This window comes from Oleiphilus sp. HI0125 (genome assembly GCF_001635355.1).
In genome coordinates, this window is the sequence record NZ_LWGF01000758.1 from 46147 (window position 1) to 69326 (window position 23180).

Consider the following 23180-nt stretch of genomic DNA (forward strand, 5'->3'; position numbering starts at 1 on the left):
CGATGAAAGTCTTATTCGTTTGCTTAGGTAATATTTGTCGCTCTCCCACTGCACATGGTGTGTTTGAAGAAAAGGTTCGCGAAAGAGGTTTGGCTTCTCAGGTGTATACCGATTCATGTGGCACTGGAGCGTGGCATGTTGGAGAAAGCCCCGATCCTCGTGCTTCGCAACATGCTGCAAAGCGCGGTTATGAGTTGTCGCATCTAAGAGCACGGCAGGTTAGTCCTGATGATTTTGATACCTTTGACTATGTTCTTGCGATGGATAACGCAAATCTGAAAGACCTTCAAAGTATCATACCTGCTGGAGCACGAACGCAGCCGGTTTTGTTTTTGAGTTATGGGGCTTTCTCCGAGCAAGAAGTGCCCGATCCATACTACGGCGGCGAACAAGGTTTCGAGCATGTATTGGATCTTGTTGAATCTGCCTGCGATGGATTGCTCGATGAAATACAAAGTCGCCTATAGCTAGTCTTATTTCTTATGTCTCTTGAGCCACTTAGAAAAGATCTGTCCTCCTCGAATACGATGGCGTTGCCTTGTGTCGCTGAGCAATTTTTTGAGTTAAGTTCAGAACAAGTGATCAGTGACTTTTTTTACGCGCATCCAGAGGATGTATTGATTCTCGGTGGTGGAAGTAATGTGGTGCTTCCTCCTGTTATTCAACGTCCTGTCGTTCAAGTTGTTAATCACACTCTAGAATGTATCGCACGAGACCTTGATCATGTAGTGGTAAAAGTTGGCGCATCGGTTGTTTGGGATGAGCTTGTCGCATGGGCTGTTGAAAACAGTTACTACGGTTTAGAAAACCTTTCTTTGATTCCTGGTAGTGTTGGTGCTGCACCCGTGCAAAACATTGGGGCATATGGCGTAGAGCTTAAAGATGTTCTAAAGAGTGTACGAGCCTTTGATCGAGTGCAAAGAGTGTTCGTTGATCTATCTAATGAACGTTGTTGCTTCGGCTATCGCGATAGCATTTTCAAACGTGAGTGCGGACGTTATGTGATTAGCGAAGTAGTTTTAAGATTGGCGCGCAAAGCGCAGTTTGTACTGGAGTATGGTGAGCTTAAAACTCTCTCGCATGAGGCAAACCTAAGTTTATCCAAAGTGCGAGACACCGTTATTGGGGTCAGATCTGCGAAACTTCCGGATCCTAAAGTTATTCCGAATACCGGTAGTTTTTTCAAGAATCCAGTGATTTCGAGATCTACGTGTGAGGCGCTAAAGCAACGCTTTCCAAGCTTAGTTTGTTACCCTACTGGCGAAGGTTCTATGAAGCTGGCAGCAGGCTGGCTGATAGAAAATGCTGGCTTAAAAGGATATGTGCAAGGCAATGCCTCCGTGCATGATAAACAAGCGCTGGTCTTGACCAATCAGGGTGGTGCGCAGCAACAAGATATCATTCGACTAGCCTCCTATGTGGAGGATAAGATCAAAGACCTATATGGTATTGAGCTCGAGCAAGAGCCAATTTTAATAAGAGATTAATTACTAATCATTCCTCTTTTCTTGGGCTATATTAAAGCGAATAACAGGAGGTGTTTTGATGTCTAAGAATAATGTCCGTCACTTTAAACGCTCTGCGCTTTTTCTTGCTATTGCTCAGATTGTTTTCATCAATCAAGTGTAGTCCGCGCCTTGCGAGGTGACTAATAGAAGTCTGATTACCTAAGTTTCAGGGGAATGCATCGTTTATCCTACGCGAGCTGATCCTAACCCAGTGCAGCCAGATTCTGTGATCCTTAAATATACTCGAAATCACAATATGTGTGGAAGGGGATGTTCGTCCTCCAGGGCTCGATCAATTTTGGAACGACCTCACGATTAAAGGTGAGGGGACCGGCCAGAGAGTACTAGAAATTTTCTCTGTTGGTGGTATTGGCAGTGCCAAGCCTTATCAGGAAGACAATCTCCGAAAAACAATTACGACGAGTAAGCTCACATTAGACAATGTTGATTTGGAGGCGAATGTAATTTTCAAATTCGATCAACTCAGCAATACGCTCACTTTCAAGGATAGTAAGGTTTACTGGCATACCCGAGAACCAATCTTTCAAAATGGTACGAAGCTTACCGTGACGAGCGAAACTGGTTCAAATCAGTTGAAAGGAATGGCTGGGACGACTATCCCTGCGGACATTGATTGGAATATCAAAAACGGAACCGCGTTTGAGTTTTTTGGTGCTGGTGCGGCAAGACGTGCATTAAGTTTCACTGGGCAAAATCGTCTGAATGTTGAAGCGGGCGCGACCTTACAGTTCCATGAATCGGTTTTGGACTTTGGCTCGCACTCTGTCTTGACCTTGGATCCTGGCTCAACACTTGGCTTCAGAACTTCTGAGACGATCGTTACTGTCGATACCTTGAACGCAGATGGAGCGACGCTTGCATATGAGGGTGGCGCGATCTCTTTTTTACCCACCACCGCAAATCTGAACGACACGACTGTAAATTTAGTGAGCGATAACCTGGAAACGAGGCGTTTGGTTTTGTCGGGAAGACACAACACGGTAACGTGTGATCGCTCTGTTGGTTATCTAAGAGCGGAAGTGATTCAGACCAAAGATACAAGTAGCCCCACTATTTTAAACGCGACACACCTCAATCAAATTCGCGCAGAGACGCTTTTATTGACCCCCTAATTTGACGATTAACTAGGATAGAGCCTCTTTGCGTATGCTGACTGGCTCAGACTTAAGACTTCAAGGTGGTTCGATCAATGTTGATAATCGCGGAGTGATTGGGGCATTTGGTCAAATTACGGGGAACGACGCGACTATCAATATTGATAATGGTGATTTTGTTGTCGGCGAGACCGCCGAGTTAGTTTTAGGGCCGTCATTAATATTTCTTTGAACAGCGTAGATACTGCCGTAACTGTCTAAGGGCGCTTGTCTGGTTCAGGCACGATTGGTGGTACTGGAGATAGAATAGATATCCAAGGTGACTCTAACTTAACTCCAACACTTGGTGTACTAGATTTGGGCACTGCGTCTGATCCGTATGGAACGCTTACAACCGACAACCAAGTTCGTTTTGTGAATGGTTTAGTTACAAACTCTCAAGCTGCTATTGATTCAGGTTTGTTTGATGGTGGCTACTACGATGTTGATACTGGTCCAACCGGAGGAACAACACCTGTAAACGATAAAATAATTTATGGTGCTGGCGGCGTTGATCTTACGCTCATGAAATCTATCCGTGTTGATGTGGCTGACAACTCAACCGCTGCGCAACTTCACCGAAAGTCGTTCCGTGTGATAGAGGCAAAAAGCGGTGCGACAGGCAATATCGTCATGCAGGGTCAAACCATTGAGAATGATGTGGTCTTGGAGGAAGGACCAAATGTTCCGGTATTGATAGACTTCTTTATTGCTGACGACAACACCAATGGCAAATCCGATCTAACCATCTACGCCGAAGAGCAGCTGCCGGTTAGTTTGAAAAAGCACCCTGGTGCTAGAGCGCATAGGAATCGACAATCGGTGACGAATTTATTACCAACAGTCGCGACGCAACCAACACCTCCACCTAGCACGCCGGGTAACCCTCAACCGCCCGTGCAAACGCCTGCCCAGCAGCAAGCTCAGCAAAATGTCTTTAACGCGGTTCAAACAACGACAAACTCTCAAGCTGCTCCAAGTTTCTCTAGTATTCACCCTGAGCCAATTTCATCGCAGATGACGGTGCAAATTGAGCAAGCCGACAATATGCTGAATACGGTATTGGGCGTGAATACGCTTGCGCGCGACACCGAGGTAGATCTTCAGAGCTATGGTTCATTTTTCTTCGGAAGCAGTTACTCACACCCTAGTGGTGTTTGGGCCAATATTAATTACATCGATGGCAAGGTTGATGGGCAGGGCGACTTAGGTAATTTTGATTACTACCTAACAAGCTATACCTTTGGGAATAGTTTTATCCATCATGATGATTATGAACTTGGATTATTCTTTGGATTATCCAACGAGAGCATGACGGAACATGACCAAGCTAACGTGAGCTTTGATTCGGACGCCTACCACTTAGGCTTGTATGGTGGATACCGTTTGAATGATCGTTGGGATCTGATCTGGGGGTTTGGGTCATGCTTGGTTGACCACCGAATCATCACGTAGCACCACCCTTGGCTCGATCAGTGAAACGGCTGAAGCCGAGTACGATTCTCAGTTAAATTACCTTGGTTTGCGTGCCCGTTACGATACAAGTTGGCTTGAGCAAGTCGATAGCAGCGCATACATTGGCTTGGCGTATTTGCGCGCTGATCAGGACGAATTCTCCGAAACGAATGCACCAAACCTTGGAATGACCATTGATCGAGCGATTGTTAGTTCAGGGGTTATTAGTCTTGGTATGGAGGCATCTCGAGCACTGAATGAGTTTGACTCAACCCATATGCGTACGGAACTTCGTTACGACTATGATGTGCAAGCTGATAGCAATAGCGTAGCGCTTCGTTTAATTTTGATCCCAGCAATACCCAGAGTTTTGTGGGACAAAATCGGGGCCCGCACTCGCTCACTTTTGCGCTAGGTGTTGATCATGAGTTTCAAGAAGATTGGTTATTAAGCCTTGCTGGCGCATACACTCGATCAAGTCATGGCTATGAAGTCGGCGGTGATATCGTGATGAACTGGTATTGGTAGGCATTTCTGTCGATAACTTATAGATAAGCGTCTTTCAGTCCGTTGATCATTGCTCTTCGCTCTGGCTCGAGGAAAGGCGCGACAACTGACATGACTTGGTAAACGCCTCTCGCAAGGGCATCATCTGCGACTTGGCCTTCTCTTACTGAGGAATAGCTTAACCAGAATGTAGTTGTGAGAATGATTTGCTCAGTGAGTGCTTCTATTTCATCTGTTGACGCATGTAATCGCTCATTCTTCCGTGCGTTTTCAAGTACAGAAATACTGGCTTTACGTTTTGTGTTTAAGATCTTCTGAAAGCGCTTTTCGAATTGTGGATATTTCGCCATGATGGTGACGAGGTCTTTGTACAGGAACTGAAACTTCGCGATATTTTCGAAGATCAGATGGAGGTAAAACCAGAGATCTTCAATATCCATTTCTGATTCTGGAACAATGAGAATGCTATACATGCATTCTTCAAATTGTTGAAACAGCTCTTCTAAAATGTCTGTTTTACTTTTGAAGTGGTAGTACAAGTTGCCCGGGCTAATATCGAGCTCGTCAGCGATCAATAAGGTAGTGACGCTCGGTTCGCCCATCTCGTTAAATAACCGAAGGCTTGTGTGAAGAATTCTATCGCGCGTTTTCATAGGTGTTTAAGCAGACTCAACCTTTCCACATATAGTCACGCTTTGACCCGTGTAGGGTCAATATAAAAGTGCGTAATTTGATCATCTTTAAATTGATCAAAGAATTGCGTGGTTTTGCTGATGCGCTTGAACATTAGCTCATGGGCTTCACTATCCTCGAGTACTTTCATCGCGGTATAGCTGTCGTCGATCTTGGTAAAGCGGGCAGTAAGTTTCGCTGTGATTACATCATCTTCGCCAATCGCATGCTCTTGTGCGATGAGTTTGATGTAAGAAGGCAGTTCCGCATCTGATAAGTTCGACTTGGTCGATAAATGCGGCATTTTGATTCGGTTGAGAATGCAATAGCTATATGAGTTTTTGTTTCTAAAACTATAGCGTCGAAATGCTTCCCAGAAATAACTATCACTCAGGTGCTGAAAGTATTCTAAATCCGATAGGCACTGTTGAATGAAGGTACTGACTTCAGAGTTTTTCATCACTTCTTCGATTGCTGCGCGAAGCAGAAGATCAAAGCCTTGCGCCGTTTTATGTGCGTACACTTGTCGATACATTTGATGTCGACTGTACACGAAGTCTTCTAAAGAACTTAAACCTTTGGCGGCTATGCCGATGCCAACCCACCCGGTTTGGCTGCATCGTCCAAATTTTAGATTGCTCAATAGGTGATCAAGGTTAAAGCTGCCAATCGTGACGGATGAGTGAAAACCGTCGCGCAGCATATAATCGGCGCGGTCAGCATCAAGTTCCCCAGAGACGATATTTGAAAGCAATGAGCGGAAAAGTTCAGGAAAGTCTTCTGGTGGCTGTGATTGTTGGTTACCTATGACTAAAGGCCACATAGCCTTCGCGTGATGCGAGAATTTCTCAGTTGCGTGTGTGGCGCTTGTTTCCATTAGCGCAATGATATCTTGGGGGGCAATATCTTCAGTGGCATCTTGCCCTTGTTGCAAAATATGATGCGCTACGCGAACAGAATAATGTTCATGCTCTAAAGCGCTAGGCTGTTCAGCATAGAACTGTGTGCTGTCTTCTCCAGACCATAATTGCTCGAAAATACCAGGTGTGCTTAAGATATTTTGAATAGTCGGTGTTCGACTGAATTGATGAGAAAAGCTGCTATGTCCACTATCGTGTAGTAAACATGCACAGCGTACTATTCTATGGAAATAACTAATCGCTTCTAATGTCTCGGCGGAAACACTAGCATTGCTGCCAAATGTTTTTAGTCCATTTTCGACCATTGCCATAAACATACGTCCGCCGACATGCATGGCTCCTACGCTATGGAGAAAGCGTGAATGGGTCGCTCCGGGAAACACAAGAGACAAAATATCGTTTTGACAAATAAAACGCAGGCGCTGAAACAAAGGGTGATCAATGATGGCAACCTCAAGCCGTGAAACAGGAATACCGCCATGGACAGGGTCCATAATTAATTTATGGTAGTTGCCCAATAAATCGTTAATACGCAGCTGCAAAGTGTTTCCTTATCGATAGTTTTCTTTTTGATCCTAAAGTTAGTATAGCGAGAAATCTTGATGAAAACGGGCAATATTTGCATAAGGCTTTACCAACGCGTTTGCTCGCCTATACTGCATAAAAGAACAATGAATATTGCGCAGTTATGAGTCCAAGCTCAGATCAAATTTTAGTGATCGATTCCAACCCTGTTGATCGTGAGAATCTAGTGAGTTATCTCACTGGAAAAGGGTATTTTGTCCAAGCGGCTTCTAATGTCGAAACGGCGCATCTACTAGCTCTTCCTGAAGCGCCCGACCTGATTTTTGCAGATGTTCCCTCCGAACAAATCCCGCTATTGCCATTCTTCGAAAGTGATAAGAAAGAAATATCGTTGATCATTGTGTCTGAAGTTGAGTCGGCGGGTGATGTTGTAGCTTGTCTCAGAGGTGGGGCAGGGGATTTCATACTTAAGCCAGTGAAAGACTTTGAGCGTTTAGACTCAGTGATTCATAAAACACTGGATCAAATCCGTCTCAGTAAGTTGAATAAACGACTGCGATCAGAGCTCGAGGAACGAAATCGCAAGCTTCGCGAAGGTATTCACGAGTTACGAACAGATCAAAAAGCCGGCTTGCAGGTTCAGCTCAAGATGCTTCCTCAGCCAGATAAAATCATTAACGATTTCCATTTTGATCATATTGTTCGTCCGTCTTTGTACTTAAGTGGTGATTTTCTAGATTACTTTCGTATCGACGATACAAAGTCCTTGTTCTATTTTGCAGATGTATCTGGGCACGGAGCCTCGTCTGCGTTCGTCACGGTTCTCTTAAAAAATCTATCAGCACGATTACTGAGAAATTTACGCCGAAACTCAAGTGATGAGCTAAGCTGTCCAGTGAAGTTTTTGAAAAGACTCAATCAGGAATTGATTGTGTCGGATCTAGGAAAGCACTTAACCGTATTTGTAGGTATTGTTGATCATAGTGATCGCAGCCTAACCTATGCCATTGGCGGGCATTTCCCCCTGCCGATACTGAGTAGTCCGTCTGGTGCGGAGTACTTAAATGCAAAAGGTGTCGCGGTTGGTTTATTTCCTGATCCAGAGTTTGAGCGGGTTGTATGCCCTTTGCCACAAGACTTTAAAATCACTGTTTTTTCAGATGGGATATTAGAAGTTTTGCCGAGTGATACACTAAAAGAGAAAGAAAAGTTACTTTTAGATGTTGTTTCTCGTGAGCGAGGAGGGATAGAATCATTACTGACATCGGTTGGATTGGATGATATCGATGATCTACCGGACGATATTGCCGTGTTAACGGTCTGCGATAAGGATGCGTCGTAGCGGATGGTAGGGTGTTGCTTGCATTATCAAGAGTTAGTTAGCGATGTCCGAATGTAGAGTGTTACAAGCCGATTGTAGCGGTGTATATGTATTAAAGTTGGTGGGTGAAGTCCGCTTAAATGCGTGCTCGACCATTGATGTGGCGATTGATACGATTTCTGAAAATCTCAATTTTCGGAGTCTCATTGTCGATCTCACTGAAACCATACATCTTGATAGCACTACACTAGGCATGCTGGCCAAGCTTGCTGTAAAAGCAAAAGAAAAGTCCCACTTTTTACCCTCTATTGTTTCTACCAATCCAGACGTCACCCGAGTTATCGAGTCAATGGGTTTTGACAGCGTTTTCTTGATTACGCGTGAACCGATTGAAAATGAGTCAGAACTGTTAGAAATGCCACAAAGCCCTCTTCAAGAAGAAGAAATGCGCCAGACGGTTTTAAAAGCGCATAAAGTCTTGATGGACATTAACGAGAGCAATTGTACGAAGTTTCGTGACCTTGTTGATGCACTAGAAGGCAACGACGTTGTGACCTTTAAAGCAGGCTAGCCCTGTAAGTTATTCAAGAGATTTTTAAATGAGCGATTGCAAACGCATTGCCGTTCTTGGTGGTGGGAGCTTCGGCACCGTCATTGCAAATATTGCTGCTGAGAATGGATATGACGTTGCTCTTTGGATGCGCAATGAAGACGCCGTTCAAGAGATTCAACAAACGGGTATCAACCAACGATACTTGCCAGATTTAGTACTTCACGAAAACTTATCCGTCAGTAGCGATCTTCAGACTGCGGTCGATGGCGCGAATGTTATCTTTTTTGCTATCCCTAGTAAGTCATTTCGTATGGTTGTGGAGCAAGTTTCAGGCTTCATTTCTGAAGGACAGATGGTTGTTAGTACGACTAAAGGCATTGAACCTGGCACACTAAATCTGATGAGCGATATTCTTCGCTCTGAATTGCCAAACAATCGTGTTGGTGTCATGGGTGGGCCTAATCTCGCAAAAGAAATTGCGAAACATGAAATTACCGCTACTGTAATTGCGAGTGAAGATTCTGATTTGCGCCGTATTGTGCAAGAAGCGCTTAGCTGCGAATACTTTCGAGTGTATGCGAGTGCCGATGTGTACGGGGTAGAGCTTGGCGGTGCTCTCAAAAATATCTACGCGATTATTGCTGGCATTGCTGCGGCTAAGAAATTAGGTGAGAACACGATTGCTATGCTGCTAACACGTTCCATTGCTGAGATGGGACGTTTTGCTGAGCGTCAGGGCGCGAATCCGATGACTTTTCTAGGTTTATCTGGCGTGGGTGACTTAATCGCAACGTGTTGTTCTCCATTGAGCCGAAATTACCGAGTGGGCTTTGCCTTTGGCGAAGGGAAAAACCTCGAGCAAGCAATCGAAAGCTTGGGTGAGGTCGCTGAGGGTGTGAACACGCTTAAGCAGGTAAAACGCTATGCGGATGAACATGATATTTACATGCCGCTCGTGCAGGGCTTATATAAGGTTATGTATGAGCAGCAGCCGATCTCAATGGTTGTAAAAGGATTGATGCTCGCTGAGCGTAATACAGATGTTGAATATACTTTACCGAAGGATGAAATTTAATGCGTATCGCGTATGTTTTATTGTTTTGTGTTGTTTTCAGCTTTTCTGAGATCGTCATTGCGGTGATCGCTTTAATTCAGAGTATTTTGAGTGTGACAGTCGGCGAACCAAGTGAAACGCTTAAGGATTTTGGTGCGCGACTGGGTGTGTATTTAAAGCAAATCTCTGAATTTATCAGTTTCTCCTCAGACGAAAAGCCGTTCCCTTTCGCTGACTGGCCAGAACCCGAGAGCAAGCGAGATAGTACGAATGATTGATTTGTTTTTGTGCCGTCACGGTGAAGCATCTTTTGATGCGCCAAGTGATCGACAACGTCCATTGACCGATGCCGGCATTGCAAAGACAAAAGAAACTATTCTTCGCCTATCTAAGATGAATATGTCTGTAAGCGACATCTGGTGTAGTGACTTGATGCGAGCACAACAGACAGCGCAATTATTTTCATCAGAATATAGTCTTATCGTCGAAGAGCAGACGTTTCTTCGTCCTGATTCTGACCCTGAGCGTGCGACAAGAAAGCTAAATTTATTACGCGATGATCAAACCTTGCTGATTGTGGCGCATATGCCATTGCTTGGAGAGCTAGTCAGCCTCTTAACAGAAGGGCACCCCTACACTAGCTATCCTTTTCAAACAAGCGAGTTAGTGCACTTACGTGGTGAAGTGATCGCCTCTGGCATGTGTGATATCGTCCCCGTTTAACGAACAAACTTTTTACTAGAGTTATGAATTTCTACCCGATTGACTATATCGAGCCGGTGTTTCGTCCACCAAGCGAGGCTTATTCATTTATTTTGCCACTTACTAATGGCTGTTCTTGGAATAAATGCACCTTCTGCGAAATGTATACCCAAGAGCAAAAGAAGTTTCGCGCACGCAAAGATGAAGAAGTTCAAGCTGACATTGCTAAAGTCGCCGCACAAGTTCCTCAGACTAAGCGCGTCTTCTTAGCGGATGGTGATGCGATGATTTTGCCAACGCGGCGTTTGAAGTCGGTGCTTGAAAACTTGAAAGACTCTTTCCTAAATTTAGAGCGCGTGAGCTCCTATTGTTTACCGCGTAATTTGGCTAAGAAGAGTGTTGAAGAGTTAATAGAATTGCGCGAACTTGGGCTTGAAATGCTTTACGTTGGTTTAGAGTCTGGTGATGAATTTGTGCTCGATATGGTGAATAAAGGCGAGAGTTTTGAAAGTTCTGTATCCGCTTTGCAAAAGATTAAGCAGGCAGGTATCAAGTCTTCGGTAATGGTGTTGAATGGCTTGGGCGGGCAACGTTATTCGCAACAACATGCTGTGAATTCCGCTAAGGCGATCAATGCCGCACAACCTGATTATGTTTCAACGCTTGTGGTGAGTTTTCCTATGGGAGAAGAGCGTTATCGAGAGCGTTTTGTTGATTGGGAGCCCTTAACCCAAACACAATTATTTAGAGAGCTGCACACGTTTATCTCACACCTTGAACTTGAAGATTCTACATTCCGTTCGGATCATGCATCGAATTACTTGCCTTTAAAGGGGCAGTTAGGACGAGATAAAACCAAGTTGTTAATGCAACTTGATACAGCAATTAATACACCTGAGAAAATTCAACTACGTGAAGAGTGGCAGCGCGGCTTATAGCAGTGCGTGTGCGCTAGCTTAGCTGTATCTGGTGCTTAGATAAGGTATCGACTATTTGAAATGCTGAACCAGAGAAGTCTGGTCCGTCGTTCTTAAAGTTGCTCATAATAGATAGGTGATCAATCAGCAGTTTTTCTAAATTGAGATTGGCGAATATGCTGCTTTGAAGCCACTTCATTGACCAGTCAGGAAATCTACGCACGATATCTTGTTGCTCGAGCACCCCAATAATCTTATGTCTGGGATCTTTCTTAATACGTTCAAATGCTTGATGAACAACTGAGTCTTCCCCTTCAAGATATTGAAAGAACCTATGATTTTCAAAATATAGGTAGCCTGAAATCTCTAGAACTAAATTATTACTATAAGAAATTTGTTGTAGGACCTCTAATTCTTCAACCGTAAAGTCGGTTAAGGCCTGACTAACGTATAAAATAGCGGTTTCAGTCATAAGTGATTAGGCGTCGAGCTTCGATGTCTGTAACAATAGTTCAAGAATGTACTGATCTCCAGTTCCGCTAATCTACTAAGAAAGTTTTAGATATGACTACACAGAAGATACTTCCCAATTTCGCATCTGAGTTAAAAGACCTCCTTGCACTCGAAGGTAAAATTCCTCCAGTAGAAACGTGGACGCCATCGCGTGAGAGTGAGCTCAATATTGTTATTAAACGGGATGGCTCTTGGTGGTATAACGGTGATGAAATGACGCGAGAGGCGACTGTTCAGTTATTCTCTCGCATTCTTCTGCTCGACGAAGAAGATTACTATTTGGTGACGCCTGCTGAGAAGGTGAAGATTACAGTTGAGTGTTTGCCGTTCGTTGTACGACTTGCAGAGGTAAGTGGCGAAGGGCGAGATCAACGTGTCCTTTTGTCGACAAACGTTGGTGATACCTTTGAGTTGTCGCCAGATCATCCGATAGCTTTGCTTGAGAATAGCGCGGGTGAAGCTTTGCCTGTGGTTACAGTGCGCCGGAATTTACAAGCTCTAATAAGTCGACAAGTGTATTACGAATTAGCGGATTATATGGAAGAGAGTGCGGATGAAGCAGACCGCTACGGAATAAGGAGTAGCGGTCACTTTTTTAAGCTTTGATTATTCTTCGCTGAAGTCGAAGTTCATTTCTGTGCTAGGTGCTTGTAGGTAGTAACCCTGAATATAGTTAACGCCTGCTTGCCATAGGGTTGCGAGTAGTGAAGCGCTCTCGACCAATGGAACAACCGTCAATTTATTCATGCCTTGCAGAGAAGTGATCATTTCTTTCATTGCTTCTTTGCCTTCAGGACTCTTCTGCATTTCTTCAGTAAATGACCCTTCAAGCTTCACATACTCCGGAGTAAGGTGTTTGAGAAGATTGAATGGATTGATCGCACGACCAAATTGATTCACGGATAAATTGCAATGTAAGGTGTTTAATCCTTTTTCGAACTCTTTTGCTTGTTTTAGATAAGTAATCGCATTGTTTTCCGAGATTTGGAAAATCAAAGAGTCGCCGGGTAAGCGCGCTGCTTTTAATGCCACATTTAACCAAGAGATGAAGTTAGGATCTTGCAAGGACTCGGCCGTTAAATTGATGAATAGGCGCGTATCATGCCCCTGAGATCTGTGCTCACTAAGTTGCTTGATGGTTTGTAGGATGACCCATTTGTCGATCTTGCCAGCAACCTCTGATGGACCATTAGGTGGTAGGAATTCGTAAGGTGAAACTTCCTGGCCTTTATCATCAATCATGCGCACAAACGCTTCGTAGTGCTCGTGCGTTCCGCCGCGAAGGCTTTGAATTGGTTGGAAGAGCAGTATGAATTTGTCTTCGTCTAGCGCTTTCTCAATGTAGCTGCCAGCGGTGTCGTGATTACCTAGAGGGTTTTCTACTTTAGGTTCAAATAACAATACACCGTTACCATTGGCTTTGCCTTCAAGCTTTCTAACGCCTTCTGACGCGGTTTGCGCACGTCCCAAGATGTCTTTAATGTTTGGAGCGTTGGCATTAATGATTGTTACACCAATACTCAATGTGACTTGAACAGTTTTGCCTTCTACGTCGAACAAATGATCTTCGACTTCTTTGCAAAGACTATTTGCGACATCCATTGCTTGTGCGTCGTTGGTGTCATTGATGATCATGCCGAACACGTCATCGCTTAAACGGGCAAGGGTGACTTTGTCGCTCTTCTTGGTTTCAAGAATCTGGGCTAAGTCTCGTAATACAAAGTCGGCGTCACCGATACCTAAATTCGCTTTGACACTGTGGAAGTGGTCAATCGCTAAATAGTAAACAGCAGCTTTACTGTCGTCGCTGAGGGCGCCTTCTTTGCTTTCATGAAGAGCATCCATGAAGTATGAGCGGTTATACAGACCTGTTAGTAAGTCTATCTGGCTCATTTCTTTCAGTTTTGCTTCGAGTTCAGCGGAGTTTTCTTCAGGACGCAAAATGATTTGAAGGCAGCTTTCGCCGTCATAGCTCGCATGCGAGAAGCTAGCAAGAACAGGGATTTCTGTTCCATCTTCTCTGATTGATGTGAGTGAAACGTTTTCGACAGGTTTAGCGTCACTATTGCTATTTAAAAAGTCTTTACCGATCTCTTTGAATTTTTCTTGCGAATCGCCGCTGAGGGTGTCCATCACTGGGATGCAGATCATTTCGTCAATATCGTCGTAGTCCAAAAACTCAAGATACGAGCTATTGGCATAGATATGCATTCCGTCGTTGATATATGCAATTGCGTCTTTAGAGCTATCGAGCAGTAATTCACAACGATGTTCGACATCGCGAATTTCAACTTCAAGGTGATGCAGTTTTTGTATTGCGCGAACGTGTGATAACTCACGTTTGACCACTTCAACGAAGTGTTTTTCTTGAGTGCTTGATACGACATCATGCGCACCACTCTTTAGATGCGCACTGACCTTTTCTTCGTCATATTCTTCAGAAATAATAATTAGAGGGATATATAAGTCTTTTTTTGATATCTGAATGCAAGCTTGGCTTAGATCGAAGTCTGCCGCTGATTCTCTTGCAACAAATAAATCCCATTGTCCGTCGGATAACGCTTGCTCTAGTTCTTCTTCGTCTTCGATGAGTTTTGCTCTAGTTGCAATGCCAGCGTTTCGTAATAGGCTGACAAGTTTCTCTGCATCATTTTGAGAGTCTTCAAGTACAAGAAGGAAGAGGGTGTCGGTTTGTTTTGTCATTACTTATTGGTACCGCGTTAACTACAGACTAGGCCAAAGAGAATCGAATTCGTCTTCGAGACTTATTTCGGTTTTGGGTTGTTGTGTTTCTTCTTCGAGTTGCGCAGATTTCGAATCTAGAACATCTGTTGCGCGTAAGGTGTACTGGCTAAAACTACCAGTTTCTGAAACAGTGGCGGCTAGAATGCATTTAGATTCGATGCCGCTGAAACGCAAAATCACCTTATTGCCTTCTTTGAATGGGAGGCGAGGCGTAATTAGCGTGCTTGGTTGGCTGATGCTGCTCAATTCTGGTAGAAGCAAACCACGCAAAAATTCACTGTGTTTGCCAGTTTTGTTGAGTTGCTGCACCGCACATGGTTTGGCGCGAGGTGCGAGTAGCTCGATACCAAGCTGCGTACCTTTTTGCTTGGAGTATCGAATCCAGCGGATAACAGCAATGCTCCATGATTTCTCATCGCTTTCGCGCACACAAAGAAGTTCACCAGCTTGAACATTCTTTGGAATGTGACCGCCCCATTGAATGCAATATCCACCAGGGCTTGTATTGATCAGGCTAGTGGTGTGCACAGGAAAGTCTTTGTCAGCGCTCTCAGGATGATTGGTATAGTCAATCACCGACTCGCTAGGAATCGATTTCGGACTTGTAATAGCGGCCGCATCAAAGGCATTAGACCAAGGGTCGTTACTTTTGGCTCGACTAACGCGAGATTCGGTCGAGTTATCAAGGTCAATAGGTTCCATCCCAAACAAGTGTGGCTGGAAGGATGTTCGACCTGAGGTGTAGTAGTGCATAGCACTCAAACCAACAGCAAGCTCAAGCGAGCCATCGCTTGCGATACGCTTAAAGGTTCGTTTGGTGAGAATACCAAGTGAATGATGCAAGTGATGCAGTAAGCCATTACTGATATTGATCGGCATTTCTAAATGGGTGATCGTCGAATTCGCTGAACTTAGGTGCGAAGTGATGCGGGTAATGAGTTCAGCCGTATCAAACCCATAGTAAAAATCACTCAGCTCTTCATGCAGGAGGCTCTTGTGTCGCGGAGCTTGGTCTTCGGATAAATTGATGCAGAAGACAGCTGAGGCGAGGTACTTTCTACCTAGCTCTACGTAGTTAGCCCATCGTTCGAACAGCACCCAAACAGAATCGATCTCTTGCTTACGCAACTGGTTTGAGCGGCAGCAGGCAAGTAACAAGTTTCGTTTATAGGCGCTTTTGATCGATGAGTCTGGTTCGACAAGATTGTCTTCATCGCGAACTAGATACTTCATTAGGCCTAACTCATCGCTAAAACGATAGATCTCGTTCATTTCTTTCCATAGCATTTTCGGTACGGAAATATAGAGCTTGGCTGACAAAAGCTGAACACGTCCAAATTCTGTAATGGTTCGGTGTGCTGCGCAGCTGAAGTTTTTACGTGTATGTTCTGACCCAAGATTAGGAACGCTCTCTAATAGCACTGCTTTGTAGCCAGCGGCTAGAGAAAGATGAAGGCTCGTGACAAGGTTGATAACTTTGCGTTGCTTTTCTTGAGGTGTGATAGATGCGTTAAGAAAATGTTTTGACAGCTCTTCGCATGCGTAATGGATAGGTTTACGAATGTCCTCAAGCATTTTTGAGCGAGTTTCTGGCTTGCACTTAAGGCGATTTAGTTCATTAATCGCACGATATAGTTGACGAGACAGCTCGCCTAAATTCGCCATGGGCAGATTCGCGACCCAGTCAGCAAAGGCTTCCGGGGTGGAATCAGTGTATGAAAGTTCACCCAAGTTTTGTTCGGGGATACTTATCAAAAGCTCAAGGTCTGGACCCAACATCTGTTGTAGTTCTTCCTGTTGATGTTTGTCGGTTTTAATTGGTTATTAGGCTGAACACTTAGTCAGCATATAGTTCTATCTCCTTATAATAGCAGGGAAATTCGCTATTGCTGAGCCCTAAGAGCAAACATTTTTAATTAAGTGACAAGGTTCGGGTTAATGTTTCGCAAGGCTTACCAAGTAAGTATGGATTTACTTGTTTCCCCCGGACATTCTTCAGCGAGTTTGGGAAGTAGGAACCCAGGTAGCAAGGCGGATAACTGCTTGTAAATCTCTTTTGCTTTTTCTCGGCTCAAATCAAAATGTGCTGCGCCATCTACTTTGTCGAGGGTGAAAAGGTAGTAGGGCAATACGCCTTGATCGAATAGCTTTTCTGACAAATTTTGCAGGATGCCTGCGTTATCATTTATGTCTTTTAACAATACTGATTGGTTGAGTAAGGTAACGCCGACGGCTTTGAGTTTTCTAAATGCAATTGCCGTGTCGTCACCCAATTCATTCTCATGATTGCAATGCGCAACAAAAACAATATTGCTGTTGAGTGTCTTGAGAATCTCGATAAAGGGATCGCTAATTCGTTGCGGCAGGCTAGGGAGCATTCGCGTATGAATACGTATCCTTTTTATGTGCGCGATAGAATCAATACGATGTAACAAATCGGATAGGTATTTATCAGGCAAGCTTAGTGGGTCGCCACCACTTAGAATGACCTCATTAATTTGCTTATTTTCCAGAATGTAAGCCAGAGCATTGTCCCATTGTTTGCGAGATTGCTGGTGCTCTGAATAAGGGAAATTACGTCTAAAACAGTATCTACAGTGTATGGCGCAGGCCTGCGTTAAGACGAGCAAAACCCGAGACTGATATTTATGAATTAAACCAGGGACGGGCGAGTAATCTTGTTCGAGTAAGGGTTCAGCTGTAAAACCATCAACCTGTTCGAATTCTCTAGTCTGAGGTAGAACTTGCAAAAGCAAGGGGTCATTGGGTGAGTTAGGTTTGATTTTATCGAGATAGGGCTGCGGTGCACGAAGTGGAAAATCGAGCGTTTGTTGTGTTGCTAAGGGGTGCGCGTCTAGGCCGAGCTGCGTTAATAGATCGCCGACAGTCAGTGTGCTTTGACTGTAAATCGATTGCCAATCTTGGTCGATCGAACGAGCGATAAGAGGCGAATGCTGAATGTGTTCTTGCATAGTGCTAATACGTAGACGAGTATTTCGACAGAATAAACCGAAGCGTGTATGATTGCCGCCACTTTTTGGCCGCTTAGATCGGCCGCATAATCTACACTTTAGTAACTGAAAGTGGTAGCGGTATAGCTGTTTACTGCTTAGTTATTGCACTTTGTATCAGAAGCCTACAAATTAAGTAGGGACAGTTAGGTGATAAAATGGCGAATTTTTCAACAAACGAATTTAAAGGTGGCCTTAAGGTAATGCTTGATGGCGACCCATGTTCGATCCTTGAGAACGAATATGTAAAGCCGGGTAAAGGACAAGCGTTTAACCGTGTAAAACTGCGTAACCTCAAAACTGGACGTGTTTGGGAGCGTACCTTTAAGTCTGGTGAATCTCTAGAAGGTGCTGACGTAATGGAGCACGATATGGAGTATTTGTACACCGATGGTGAGTTTTGGCACTTCATGATGACCGACGGTTCTTTTGAACAGCACGGTGCAGATGAGAATGCTGTGGCTGAAGCGCAAAAATGGTTGAAAGAACAAGACGTCTACGTTGTAACCTTATACAACGGAGCGCCATTAAACGTAGCACCGCCAAACTTTGTTGAACTTGAAGTTGTAGAAACAGATCCTGGTTTGAAGGGCGATACAGCGCAAGGTGGTACAAAGCCAGCAACACTAACCACTGGCGCAGTGGTTAACGTGCCTTTGTTTATTAATATTGGTGAAGTGTTGAGAATCGATACGCGTACTGGCGAATACGTAAGCCGCGCGAAAGGTTAAGTTTCTCTTTATGTGGCAGCCTAGTTGTTCACATACCGCAATTAAAGCCCGTGCTGAGTTGTATGCTCAGCTGCGGGCTTTTTTTTCTGCACGTAATGTTCTCGAAGTCGACACGCCGTTGATGAGTGTTTCAGGGTCAACGGACCCACATCTTGCAAGTTATCGTGCTTCAGGCAATCAAGATGCGCATCAATCCTTAAACTTTTTTCTTCAAACCTCTCCAGAGTTTGCGATGAAGCGTCTACTCGCAAGCGGTTTAGGCGATATCTATCAGCTTTGTAAAAGTTTTCGTGAAGCCGAGCAGGGGGGCAGGCATAACCCCGAATTCACAATGCTTGAGTGGTATCGAGTAGGGTTCAGTTTGACTGAATTAATGGAAGAAATCGCAGATCTCGTTTGTGAGCAGTTGAGCCTTGAGCGACCCATTGTATATACCTACCGTGAAGTCTTTTTAAAGTACTTAGAGATTGACCCATTCTCAGCCGAATTAAGCGAGTTACAGGCATTGTGTTCGAGCAAAGCTGGGCTTGCTGAGGGTGAAACACTTGACCGTGACGCATGCTTAGACTTGCTTATTTCTGTGTGTATCGAACCTAAATTAGGATTTGATAGACCGTGTTTTCTTACTGATTACCCAGCGAGCCAGGCCTCATTGGCGCGTATTGAAGTAGACTCGTTTGGCAATCGAGTAGGGAAGCGCGCTGAATTGTATGTGAAAGGCATTGAGCTCGCGAATGTCTACGACGAACTAGTGGATGCCAGTGAGCAAGAGGCGCGATTTATAGAAGATCGACGCGCGCGACATGAACTTAAACTGGCTAATGTACCGTATGATAAGAATCTTGTAAGTGCATTAGCTTCTGGCTTACCTGAGTGTTCTGGCGTTGCACTTGGTGTTGACCGTTTGTTGATGCTCAAGCTGAAAGTCAGTTCTATTCAAGAGGTGTTGAGCTTTCCCATTGATCGCGCGTAATTCTGAACTTCGGAACCTATACAAAGCCAAGTTTTTTGGCGTCGTCATCGTTGTTCTCTTTTCATTGTTGTTGAGTGCTTGTGGCTTTAGTTCAGCGAGTCATGGTGAGCAAGTGTTGGATAACTATCAGGCTCGATTAGAAAATGTGTTTGCGGACATCTCTGACGCGGGTGAAATTCAAACGCAAGACTTCAATACATTGTCGGTTCCGACACTTCCACAGAAGCCACTAGTTCAAGCATGGCAAGCTCAATCATCAGAAAGTATCGATATTCTGGACTTTATGAGCCTGTATGGATGTCGATTACAAGAAACCGTTGCCCAAGCAAATTCCAGCTTAGGACGTGTCGCAACCGCATCGCAACGCGTTTTGTATCTTGTGCGTTTTTTACGAGATGCCCCAAGTTGCATTGCGATGCTCGAGACTGAAGAAAAGACGGAGCTTGCTCGAATCGTGAAGCAAGAGATAGAGTATAAACGCCAACAATTTCCTTATGTCTCTACCGCCATGTTGATTGAAGGGGATGAGTTTTCGAGTTTTTGGCGCCTGCCTAAAAACTTAGGGTCTTATCCCGAAAATACTAATCTTGAGCCTATCCTTGCCCTGAGTTCTGTTGTGTCGCTTTTCAAACAGTGGCAGTCAGAGAATTATGTTCAAACGGAGCAAGAACTAGAGACGATGTTATTTCAGATAAATATCGGTGATGGCGGAGCACTGCTATCAAGTTTTAGTCTTTTGAATAACAGGCTTGAAGTGCTCAATAGCTTTCTCGAAGGCGTGCTCGATTCTGAGCAAATCTGTGTAGCAGGGAGACACTCGTCAAAGATACTGCAAAACGTCGTACAAAAATATTTTGTGGGTGAGGTTCAGCAGTGGGCTGCGGATCTTAATCGCCGACAGTACGCATTGAGCGAAGCAATGGCCGATTTGGAGGGCGAATTAGCACCAATGCTCAGTGAGAGTTATGCGCGATGGAGGAAAGAGAGAACAGCTGTTTTTCAACGCAATAAAGCCTTGATTCAACGCCATGTGCTATTGATTGGAAAGTTAATAAATGAAGAGAAACTAGCGGTGCATTGCGACCGCTAGTATCGATTGAAGAGCCTTACTTTATTGTTGCGAATGTTTCGCCCATACGAACAGGTGATTCTGCTTTCAATGACTCTTCGAAGTTGATGGTATTTGGTGGTGCACAGAAGACGACGGTAGACCCTAGCTTAAAACGGCCCATTTCTGCGCCTTTTTCAATCGTGATTGGCTCTTCGTTGTCGTAGTCAAAACTGACAACATTTTTACGCATTGGCGCGACAAGACCAGCCCATGTTGTCTCGACGCTTGCAACAATCATTGCGCCAACCAAAACCATTGCAATCGGGCCGATTGCTGTATCGAAAATCGCTACGACTCGCTCATTACGTGCAAATAAATTTGGAACGCGTTGCGCTGTTACAGGGTTAACCGAGAAGAGTTTTCCAGGAACATAAATCATTTTTTTCAATGTGCCTGTGATAGGCATATGAATGCGATGGTAGTCTTTAGGTGAAAGATAAATCGTTGCGAAGTCACCATCCATAAATGGTTGAGCAAGTTTTTCATCGCCACCCAGCAATTCATTGACGTTAAAGCTTTGGCCTTTTGCTTGGAATATTTGTCCGCCTTTGATTTCACCTAACTGACTGATTGCACCATCAACTGGCGAGCAAAGAATGTTATCTCCCTCTACAACAGGGCGAGCACCGTCTTTGAGAGCGCGGGTAAAGAAATCATTGAAGCTAGGGTAGGCAGTTGGGTTTGGTTCTGCCGCTTCGCTCATGTCGACGTCATACTTGTCGACGAACCAGTTGATAAAGTTGTTTTTGACTGGTTCGAATGTTGTGCTCGCTACTTTGCCAGCAACGCGCGAAATAAAGTGCTGTGGGCTGATGTACTGACTGAATACAAACAGATCATCGCTTTTCATAAATGCGGATTCCAAAATACTTAATCATTATTGGCCGCGGATAATAACAGAACTTCCAGATTGCTGCGAAAGACAGATGCAATTAATCGATGAGCTTTCAATTAATGGCGTGCTTAGAAGTTCTCATGTGTTGTTTTTATTTTGATTTTTATTACGAATCTTGTGCGTCTTGGCTAATCGTTCCTAACGATGATTCCAATGCTTTGATCGCTAGTTTGAAATACCTGAACTGAGCTTCATCGATGCGTTGATCAGGATCTTGGTCGGCATACACCACACCAATAGGCTTACCTTTAACAAAGATAGAAGCGAAGAACGCTTCATCACGTTGCGTCGTCTGCTTAAAGTTCATGGGAACAAGATCAGCGACTTCTTTTTTGACGCTCGGTTTAAGCCATAGAGCCGCTGGTTTGTCGCACAATACGCTAAAAATCGTTCCTTTGATAATAGGTGTGCTAAAACTAGCGAGTGGGTCGTCACCGTCGATGCCCGACTTAAATACGATGTTTAACTTGGATATATCTTTGCTAAGAACGCACAGAGCGCAACGTTTAAGATGAAGTCCGATTTGGATCTGTTCAACCATTTTCGTCATTAGAGCTGAGGCTGAGTTGAAATCAGTTGGTTGTTGTTTGATGGCTTTTAATAAGTGAAGGAATGACGTTTCTGGTGTAATTGTTTTTTGATCTTCCTGTTTTTTAGCGCCAGTGCTTTCGATAATGCGTTCTGATTTAGCAACTTTCCCTGTTGATGGAATAACGCGACTAAATTCAGTGCGTGCATCGCCCGTTGCTGAAGTCTCGCCTTGCGCGTCAGGTACGTACTCTTTTACATCATCAAATACACGACACACTGCATTAGCTGAATAGGGCATTTGGTAGCGATGTGCGGCTTTCAACAGCGTTTTTGTGCAGAGTGTTCTTACCTTATCAACGGGTATATCGAGTCCAGCGGCGGTTGTTGCTAAGGCACGAGACATCTGTTTTGGCGAGCTATCTTTTAAATAGTAATGCAGATAAAACCGCGATAACTCAATGAAGAAAAGAGGTTGTTGACGCGCGATCTTCAATGCGGGGCTAAGCTCGATAGGCTCAGCAGGATTTGCTTGAGCCACTGATTGTGAGGCGCTAGTCGGTGCTGAAGCTTGGCCAAAGCGTGATAATTGCGCCCAATCTCGCAAGGACAAACAGTGTTGCGTTTTTAGAGCGAGATCTGGAGCGTTCAGTGCCGTTAAGAGTTCTAATTGAATGTCTTTGAGTGAACAGCCCAATAAATCTAGTTCAAGCGCTTTTCTCTTTGGTATGCTGGCTCGACTGATCTCTCGCATTAATGGTGTGGCATAACACCACATGTACCACATGGGTGCGTCGGAAAATAAACTCCCCCAGAAGATATCTAAGGATTTTGCTGATCCTTTTGCCTTTGCGAATTGTAGTGCGAGATAGGCTTTGATTAAGCTTGCTCCGAGAGTTTGGTAGTAAGCGCGATAACCATATTTGATGTCGAGTTTTTTGATGGCAACGAGTAGCTCTTTGACTTGCTGGTGGCCTAGCATGCTCATAGCGTGATCAAGAGTTTTACTGAATACGCTTTCTGGACGAGGATTGTCGTTGGCCTTGCGCATGATTGCGAGTGACACAACAGGGTCTGGGGCGAGTATTTGAGCTAACTTCAAATAACTCGGCGCTTCGTTTTCCATCAGCAAAACGGCCTTCGGCGCCAGACTCAAGGCAGAGGGTAGTTTGCGTTTAAGTAAGTACTCCACCCATGATTGTAGATCTTGCGGATAAGTTGTTGTTTCGGCCATTCAGCATCGGTCAGTGAGTTTCGATGTCATCAAGTGTAGACAAGATATGGCGATAACTCTGCATTCTGGTTTCTGAAATTTTACCTTCTTCTAAGGCTTGTTGAATTGCGCATCCAGGTTCTTGCTCGTGTTTGCAGTCGCGGAATTTACA

24 protein-coding genes are annotated in these 23180 nt (G+C 44.4%); 16 read left to right on the top strand and 8 right to left on the bottom strand.

The window, feature by feature from the left end; all coding sequences use genetic code 11:
- The first annotated feature begins 2 nt into the window (after window positions 1–2).
- The 6 genes from A3762_RS11850 to A3762_RS28610 all read left to right on the top strand — a co-directional run bounded on the left by A3762_RS11850 (window position 3) and on the right by A3762_RS28610 (window position 4532).
- On the top strand, window positions 3–467 hold the full coding sequence (locus A3762_RS11850; RefSeq protein ID WP_068755707.1) for a low molecular weight protein-tyrosine-phosphatase: 465 nt from the start codon (window positions 3–5) through the stop codon (window positions 465–467).
- Between the two features lie 15 nt (window positions 468–482).
- Window positions 483–1487: a UDP-N-acetylmuramate dehydrogenase gene (gene murB, locus A3762_RS11855; RefSeq protein WP_068755709.1), complete on the top strand. Its 1005-nt coding sequence runs from the start codon at window positions 483–485 to the stop codon at window positions 1485–1487.
- Between the two features lie 281 nt (window positions 1488–1768).
- Complete coding sequence (locus tag A3762_RS11860; RefSeq protein ID WP_068755710.1) at window positions 1769–2641, top strand: hypothetical protein; 873 nt, start codon at window positions 1769–1771, stop codon at window positions 2639–2641.
- A gap of 34 nt (window positions 2642–2675) precedes the next feature.
- On the top strand, window positions 2676–2855 hold the full coding sequence (locus tag A3762_RS11865) for a hypothetical protein (protein WP_068755711.1): 180 nt from the start codon (window positions 2676–2678) through the stop codon (window positions 2853–2855).
- Between the two features lie 35 nt (window positions 2856–2890).
- Complete coding sequence (locus tag A3762_RS28605; protein ID WP_068755712.1) at window positions 2891–4117, top strand: autotransporter outer membrane beta-barrel domain-containing protein; 1227 nt, start codon at window positions 2891–2893, stop codon at window positions 4115–4117.
- Window positions 4095–4532: an autotransporter outer membrane beta-barrel domain-containing protein gene (locus A3762_RS28610; protein ID WP_068755713.1), complete on the top strand. Its 438-nt coding sequence runs from the start codon at window positions 4095–4097 to the stop codon at window positions 4530–4532. Before A3762_RS28605 ends, A3762_RS28610 begins: the two co-directional genes overlap by 23 nt.
- A 130-nt stretch (window positions 4533–4662) precedes the next feature.
- Here A3762_RS28610 and A3762_RS11880 read toward each other — a convergent pair whose 3' ends face one another.
- Complete coding sequence (locus tag A3762_RS11880) at window positions 4663–5277, bottom strand: TetR/AcrR family transcriptional regulator (RefSeq protein ID WP_068476453.1); 615 nt, start codon at window positions 5275–5277, stop codon at window positions 4663–4665.
- Between the two features lie 35 nt (window positions 5278–5312).
- Window positions 5313–6758: an HD domain-containing protein gene (locus A3762_RS11885; protein WP_068755714.1), complete on the bottom strand. Its 1446-nt coding sequence runs from the start codon at window positions 6756–6758 to the stop codon at window positions 5313–5315.
- Between the two features lie 146 nt (window positions 6759–6904).
- On the opposite strand from A3762_RS11885, the gene A3762_RS11890 reads away from it, so the two are divergent.
- Genes A3762_RS11890 through A3762_RS11915 form a run of 6 tightly spaced genes read left to right on the top strand, consistent with a single transcriptional unit; the run spans window position 6905 to window position 11309 of the window.
- Complete coding sequence (locus A3762_RS11890; protein ID WP_068755715.1) at window positions 6905–8083, top strand: SpoIIE family protein phosphatase; 1179 nt, start codon at window positions 6905–6907, stop codon at window positions 8081–8083.
- Between the two features lie 58 nt (window positions 8084–8141).
- Window positions 8142–8633, top strand: coding sequence for an STAS domain-containing protein (locus A3762_RS11895; protein WP_231878798.1), 492 nt, complete (start codon window positions 8142–8144; stop codon window positions 8631–8633).
- Window positions 8634–8661: 28 nt separating this feature from the next.
- Window positions 8662–9690 carry an NAD(P)H-dependent glycerol-3-phosphate dehydrogenase gene (locus A3762_RS11900; RefSeq protein ID WP_068755552.1) on the top strand — a complete coding sequence of 343 codons (1029 nt, stop codon included), beginning with the start codon at window positions 8662–8664 and terminating at the stop codon, window positions 9688–9690.
- Window positions 9690–9947, top strand: coding sequence for a DUF4389 domain-containing protein (locus A3762_RS11905; RefSeq protein WP_068476442.1), 258 nt, complete (start codon window positions 9690–9692; stop codon window positions 9945–9947). The genes A3762_RS11900 and A3762_RS11905 overlap by 1 nt, the downstream gene beginning before the upstream one ends.
- Window positions 9940–10392, top strand: a complete 453-nt coding sequence (gene sixA / locus A3762_RS11910) for a phosphohistidine phosphatase SixA (RefSeq protein ID WP_082869089.1) — start codon at window positions 9940–9942, stop codon at window positions 10390–10392. Before A3762_RS11905 ends, sixA begins: the two co-directional genes overlap by 8 nt.
- 23 nt (window positions 10393–10415) lie before the next feature.
- Entirely contained in the window at window positions 10416–11309 is an 894-nt protein-coding gene (locus A3762_RS11915) for a radical SAM protein (RefSeq protein ID WP_068755723.1), read from the top strand.
- A gap of 13 nt (window positions 11310–11322) precedes the next feature.
- Here A3762_RS11915 and A3762_RS11920 read toward each other — a convergent pair whose 3' ends face one another.
- Window positions 11323–11760 (bottom strand): BLUF domain-containing protein, encoded by a 438-nt coding sequence (locus A3762_RS11920; RefSeq protein WP_068754219.1) that lies wholly within the window; start codon window positions 11758–11760, stop codon window positions 11323–11325.
- A gap of 92 nt (window positions 11761–11852) precedes the next feature.
- Here A3762_RS11920 and A3762_RS11925 point away from each other — a divergent pair, with 92 nt between their 5' ends.
- Window positions 11853–12407: a DUF1285 domain-containing protein gene (locus A3762_RS11925; protein WP_068476437.1), complete on the top strand. Its 555-nt coding sequence runs from the start codon at window positions 11853–11855 to the stop codon at window positions 12405–12407.
- On the opposite strand, the gene A3762_RS11930 is transcribed toward A3762_RS11925, so the two are convergent.
- The 3 genes from A3762_RS11930 to epmB form a co-directional block, all read right to left on the bottom strand.
- On the bottom strand, window positions 12408–14504 hold the full coding sequence (locus A3762_RS11930; RefSeq protein WP_068755725.1) for an EAL domain-containing protein: 2097 nt from the start codon (window positions 14502–14504) through the stop codon (window positions 12408–12410).
- Window positions 14505–14525: 21 nt separating this feature from the next.
- The gene (locus A3762_RS11935; protein WP_068755726.1) at window positions 14526–16325 is read right to left on the bottom strand and encodes a hypothetical protein; all 1800 of its coding nucleotides are present in this window, start codon (window positions 16323–16325) and stop codon (window positions 14526–14528) included.
- 173 nt (window positions 16326–16498) lie between these two features.
- Window positions 16499–17518: an EF-P beta-lysylation protein EpmB gene (gene epmB, locus A3762_RS11940; RefSeq protein WP_068754529.1), complete on the bottom strand. Its 1020-nt coding sequence runs from the start codon at window positions 17516–17518 to the stop codon at window positions 16499–16501.
- A 197-nt stretch (window positions 17519–17715) separates the two neighbouring features.
- On the opposite strand from epmB, the gene efp reads away from it, so the two are divergent.
- Genes efp through A3762_RS11955 form a run of 3 tightly spaced genes read left to right on the top strand, consistent with a single transcriptional unit; the run spans window position 17716 to window position 20351 of the window.
- Complete coding sequence (efp, locus tag A3762_RS11945) at window positions 17716–18288, top strand: elongation factor P (protein WP_068476429.1); 573 nt, start codon at window positions 17716–17718, stop codon at window positions 18286–18288.
- 10 nt (window positions 18289–18298) lie between these two features.
- Window positions 18299–19261 carry an EF-P lysine aminoacylase EpmA gene (gene epmA / locus A3762_RS11950; protein ID WP_068755728.1) on the top strand — a complete coding sequence of 321 codons (963 nt, stop codon included), beginning with the start codon at window positions 18299–18301 and terminating at the stop codon, window positions 19259–19261.
- The gene (locus A3762_RS11955; RefSeq protein WP_068755730.1) at window positions 19248–20351 is read left to right on the top strand and encodes a DUF3080 family protein; all 1104 of its coding nucleotides are present in this window, start codon (window positions 19248–19250) and stop codon (window positions 20349–20351) included. The genes epmA and A3762_RS11955 overlap by 14 nt, the downstream gene beginning before the upstream one ends.
- Window positions 20352–20367: 16 nt before the next feature.
- Here the strand turns inward: A3762_RS11955 and asd are convergent, their stop codons facing one another.
- A complete protein-coding gene (gene asd, locus A3762_RS11960) occupies window positions 20368–21222 on the bottom strand; it encodes an archaetidylserine decarboxylase (RefSeq protein ID WP_068476423.1) in 855 nt (284 codons plus the stop codon).
- 151 nt (window positions 21223–21373) lie between these two features.
- On the bottom strand, window positions 21374–23029 hold the full coding sequence (locus A3762_RS11965; RefSeq protein WP_068755732.1) for an HDOD domain-containing protein: 1656 nt from the start codon (window positions 23027–23029) through the stop codon (window positions 21374–21376).
- Window positions 23030–23180 lie beyond the last annotated feature (151 nt).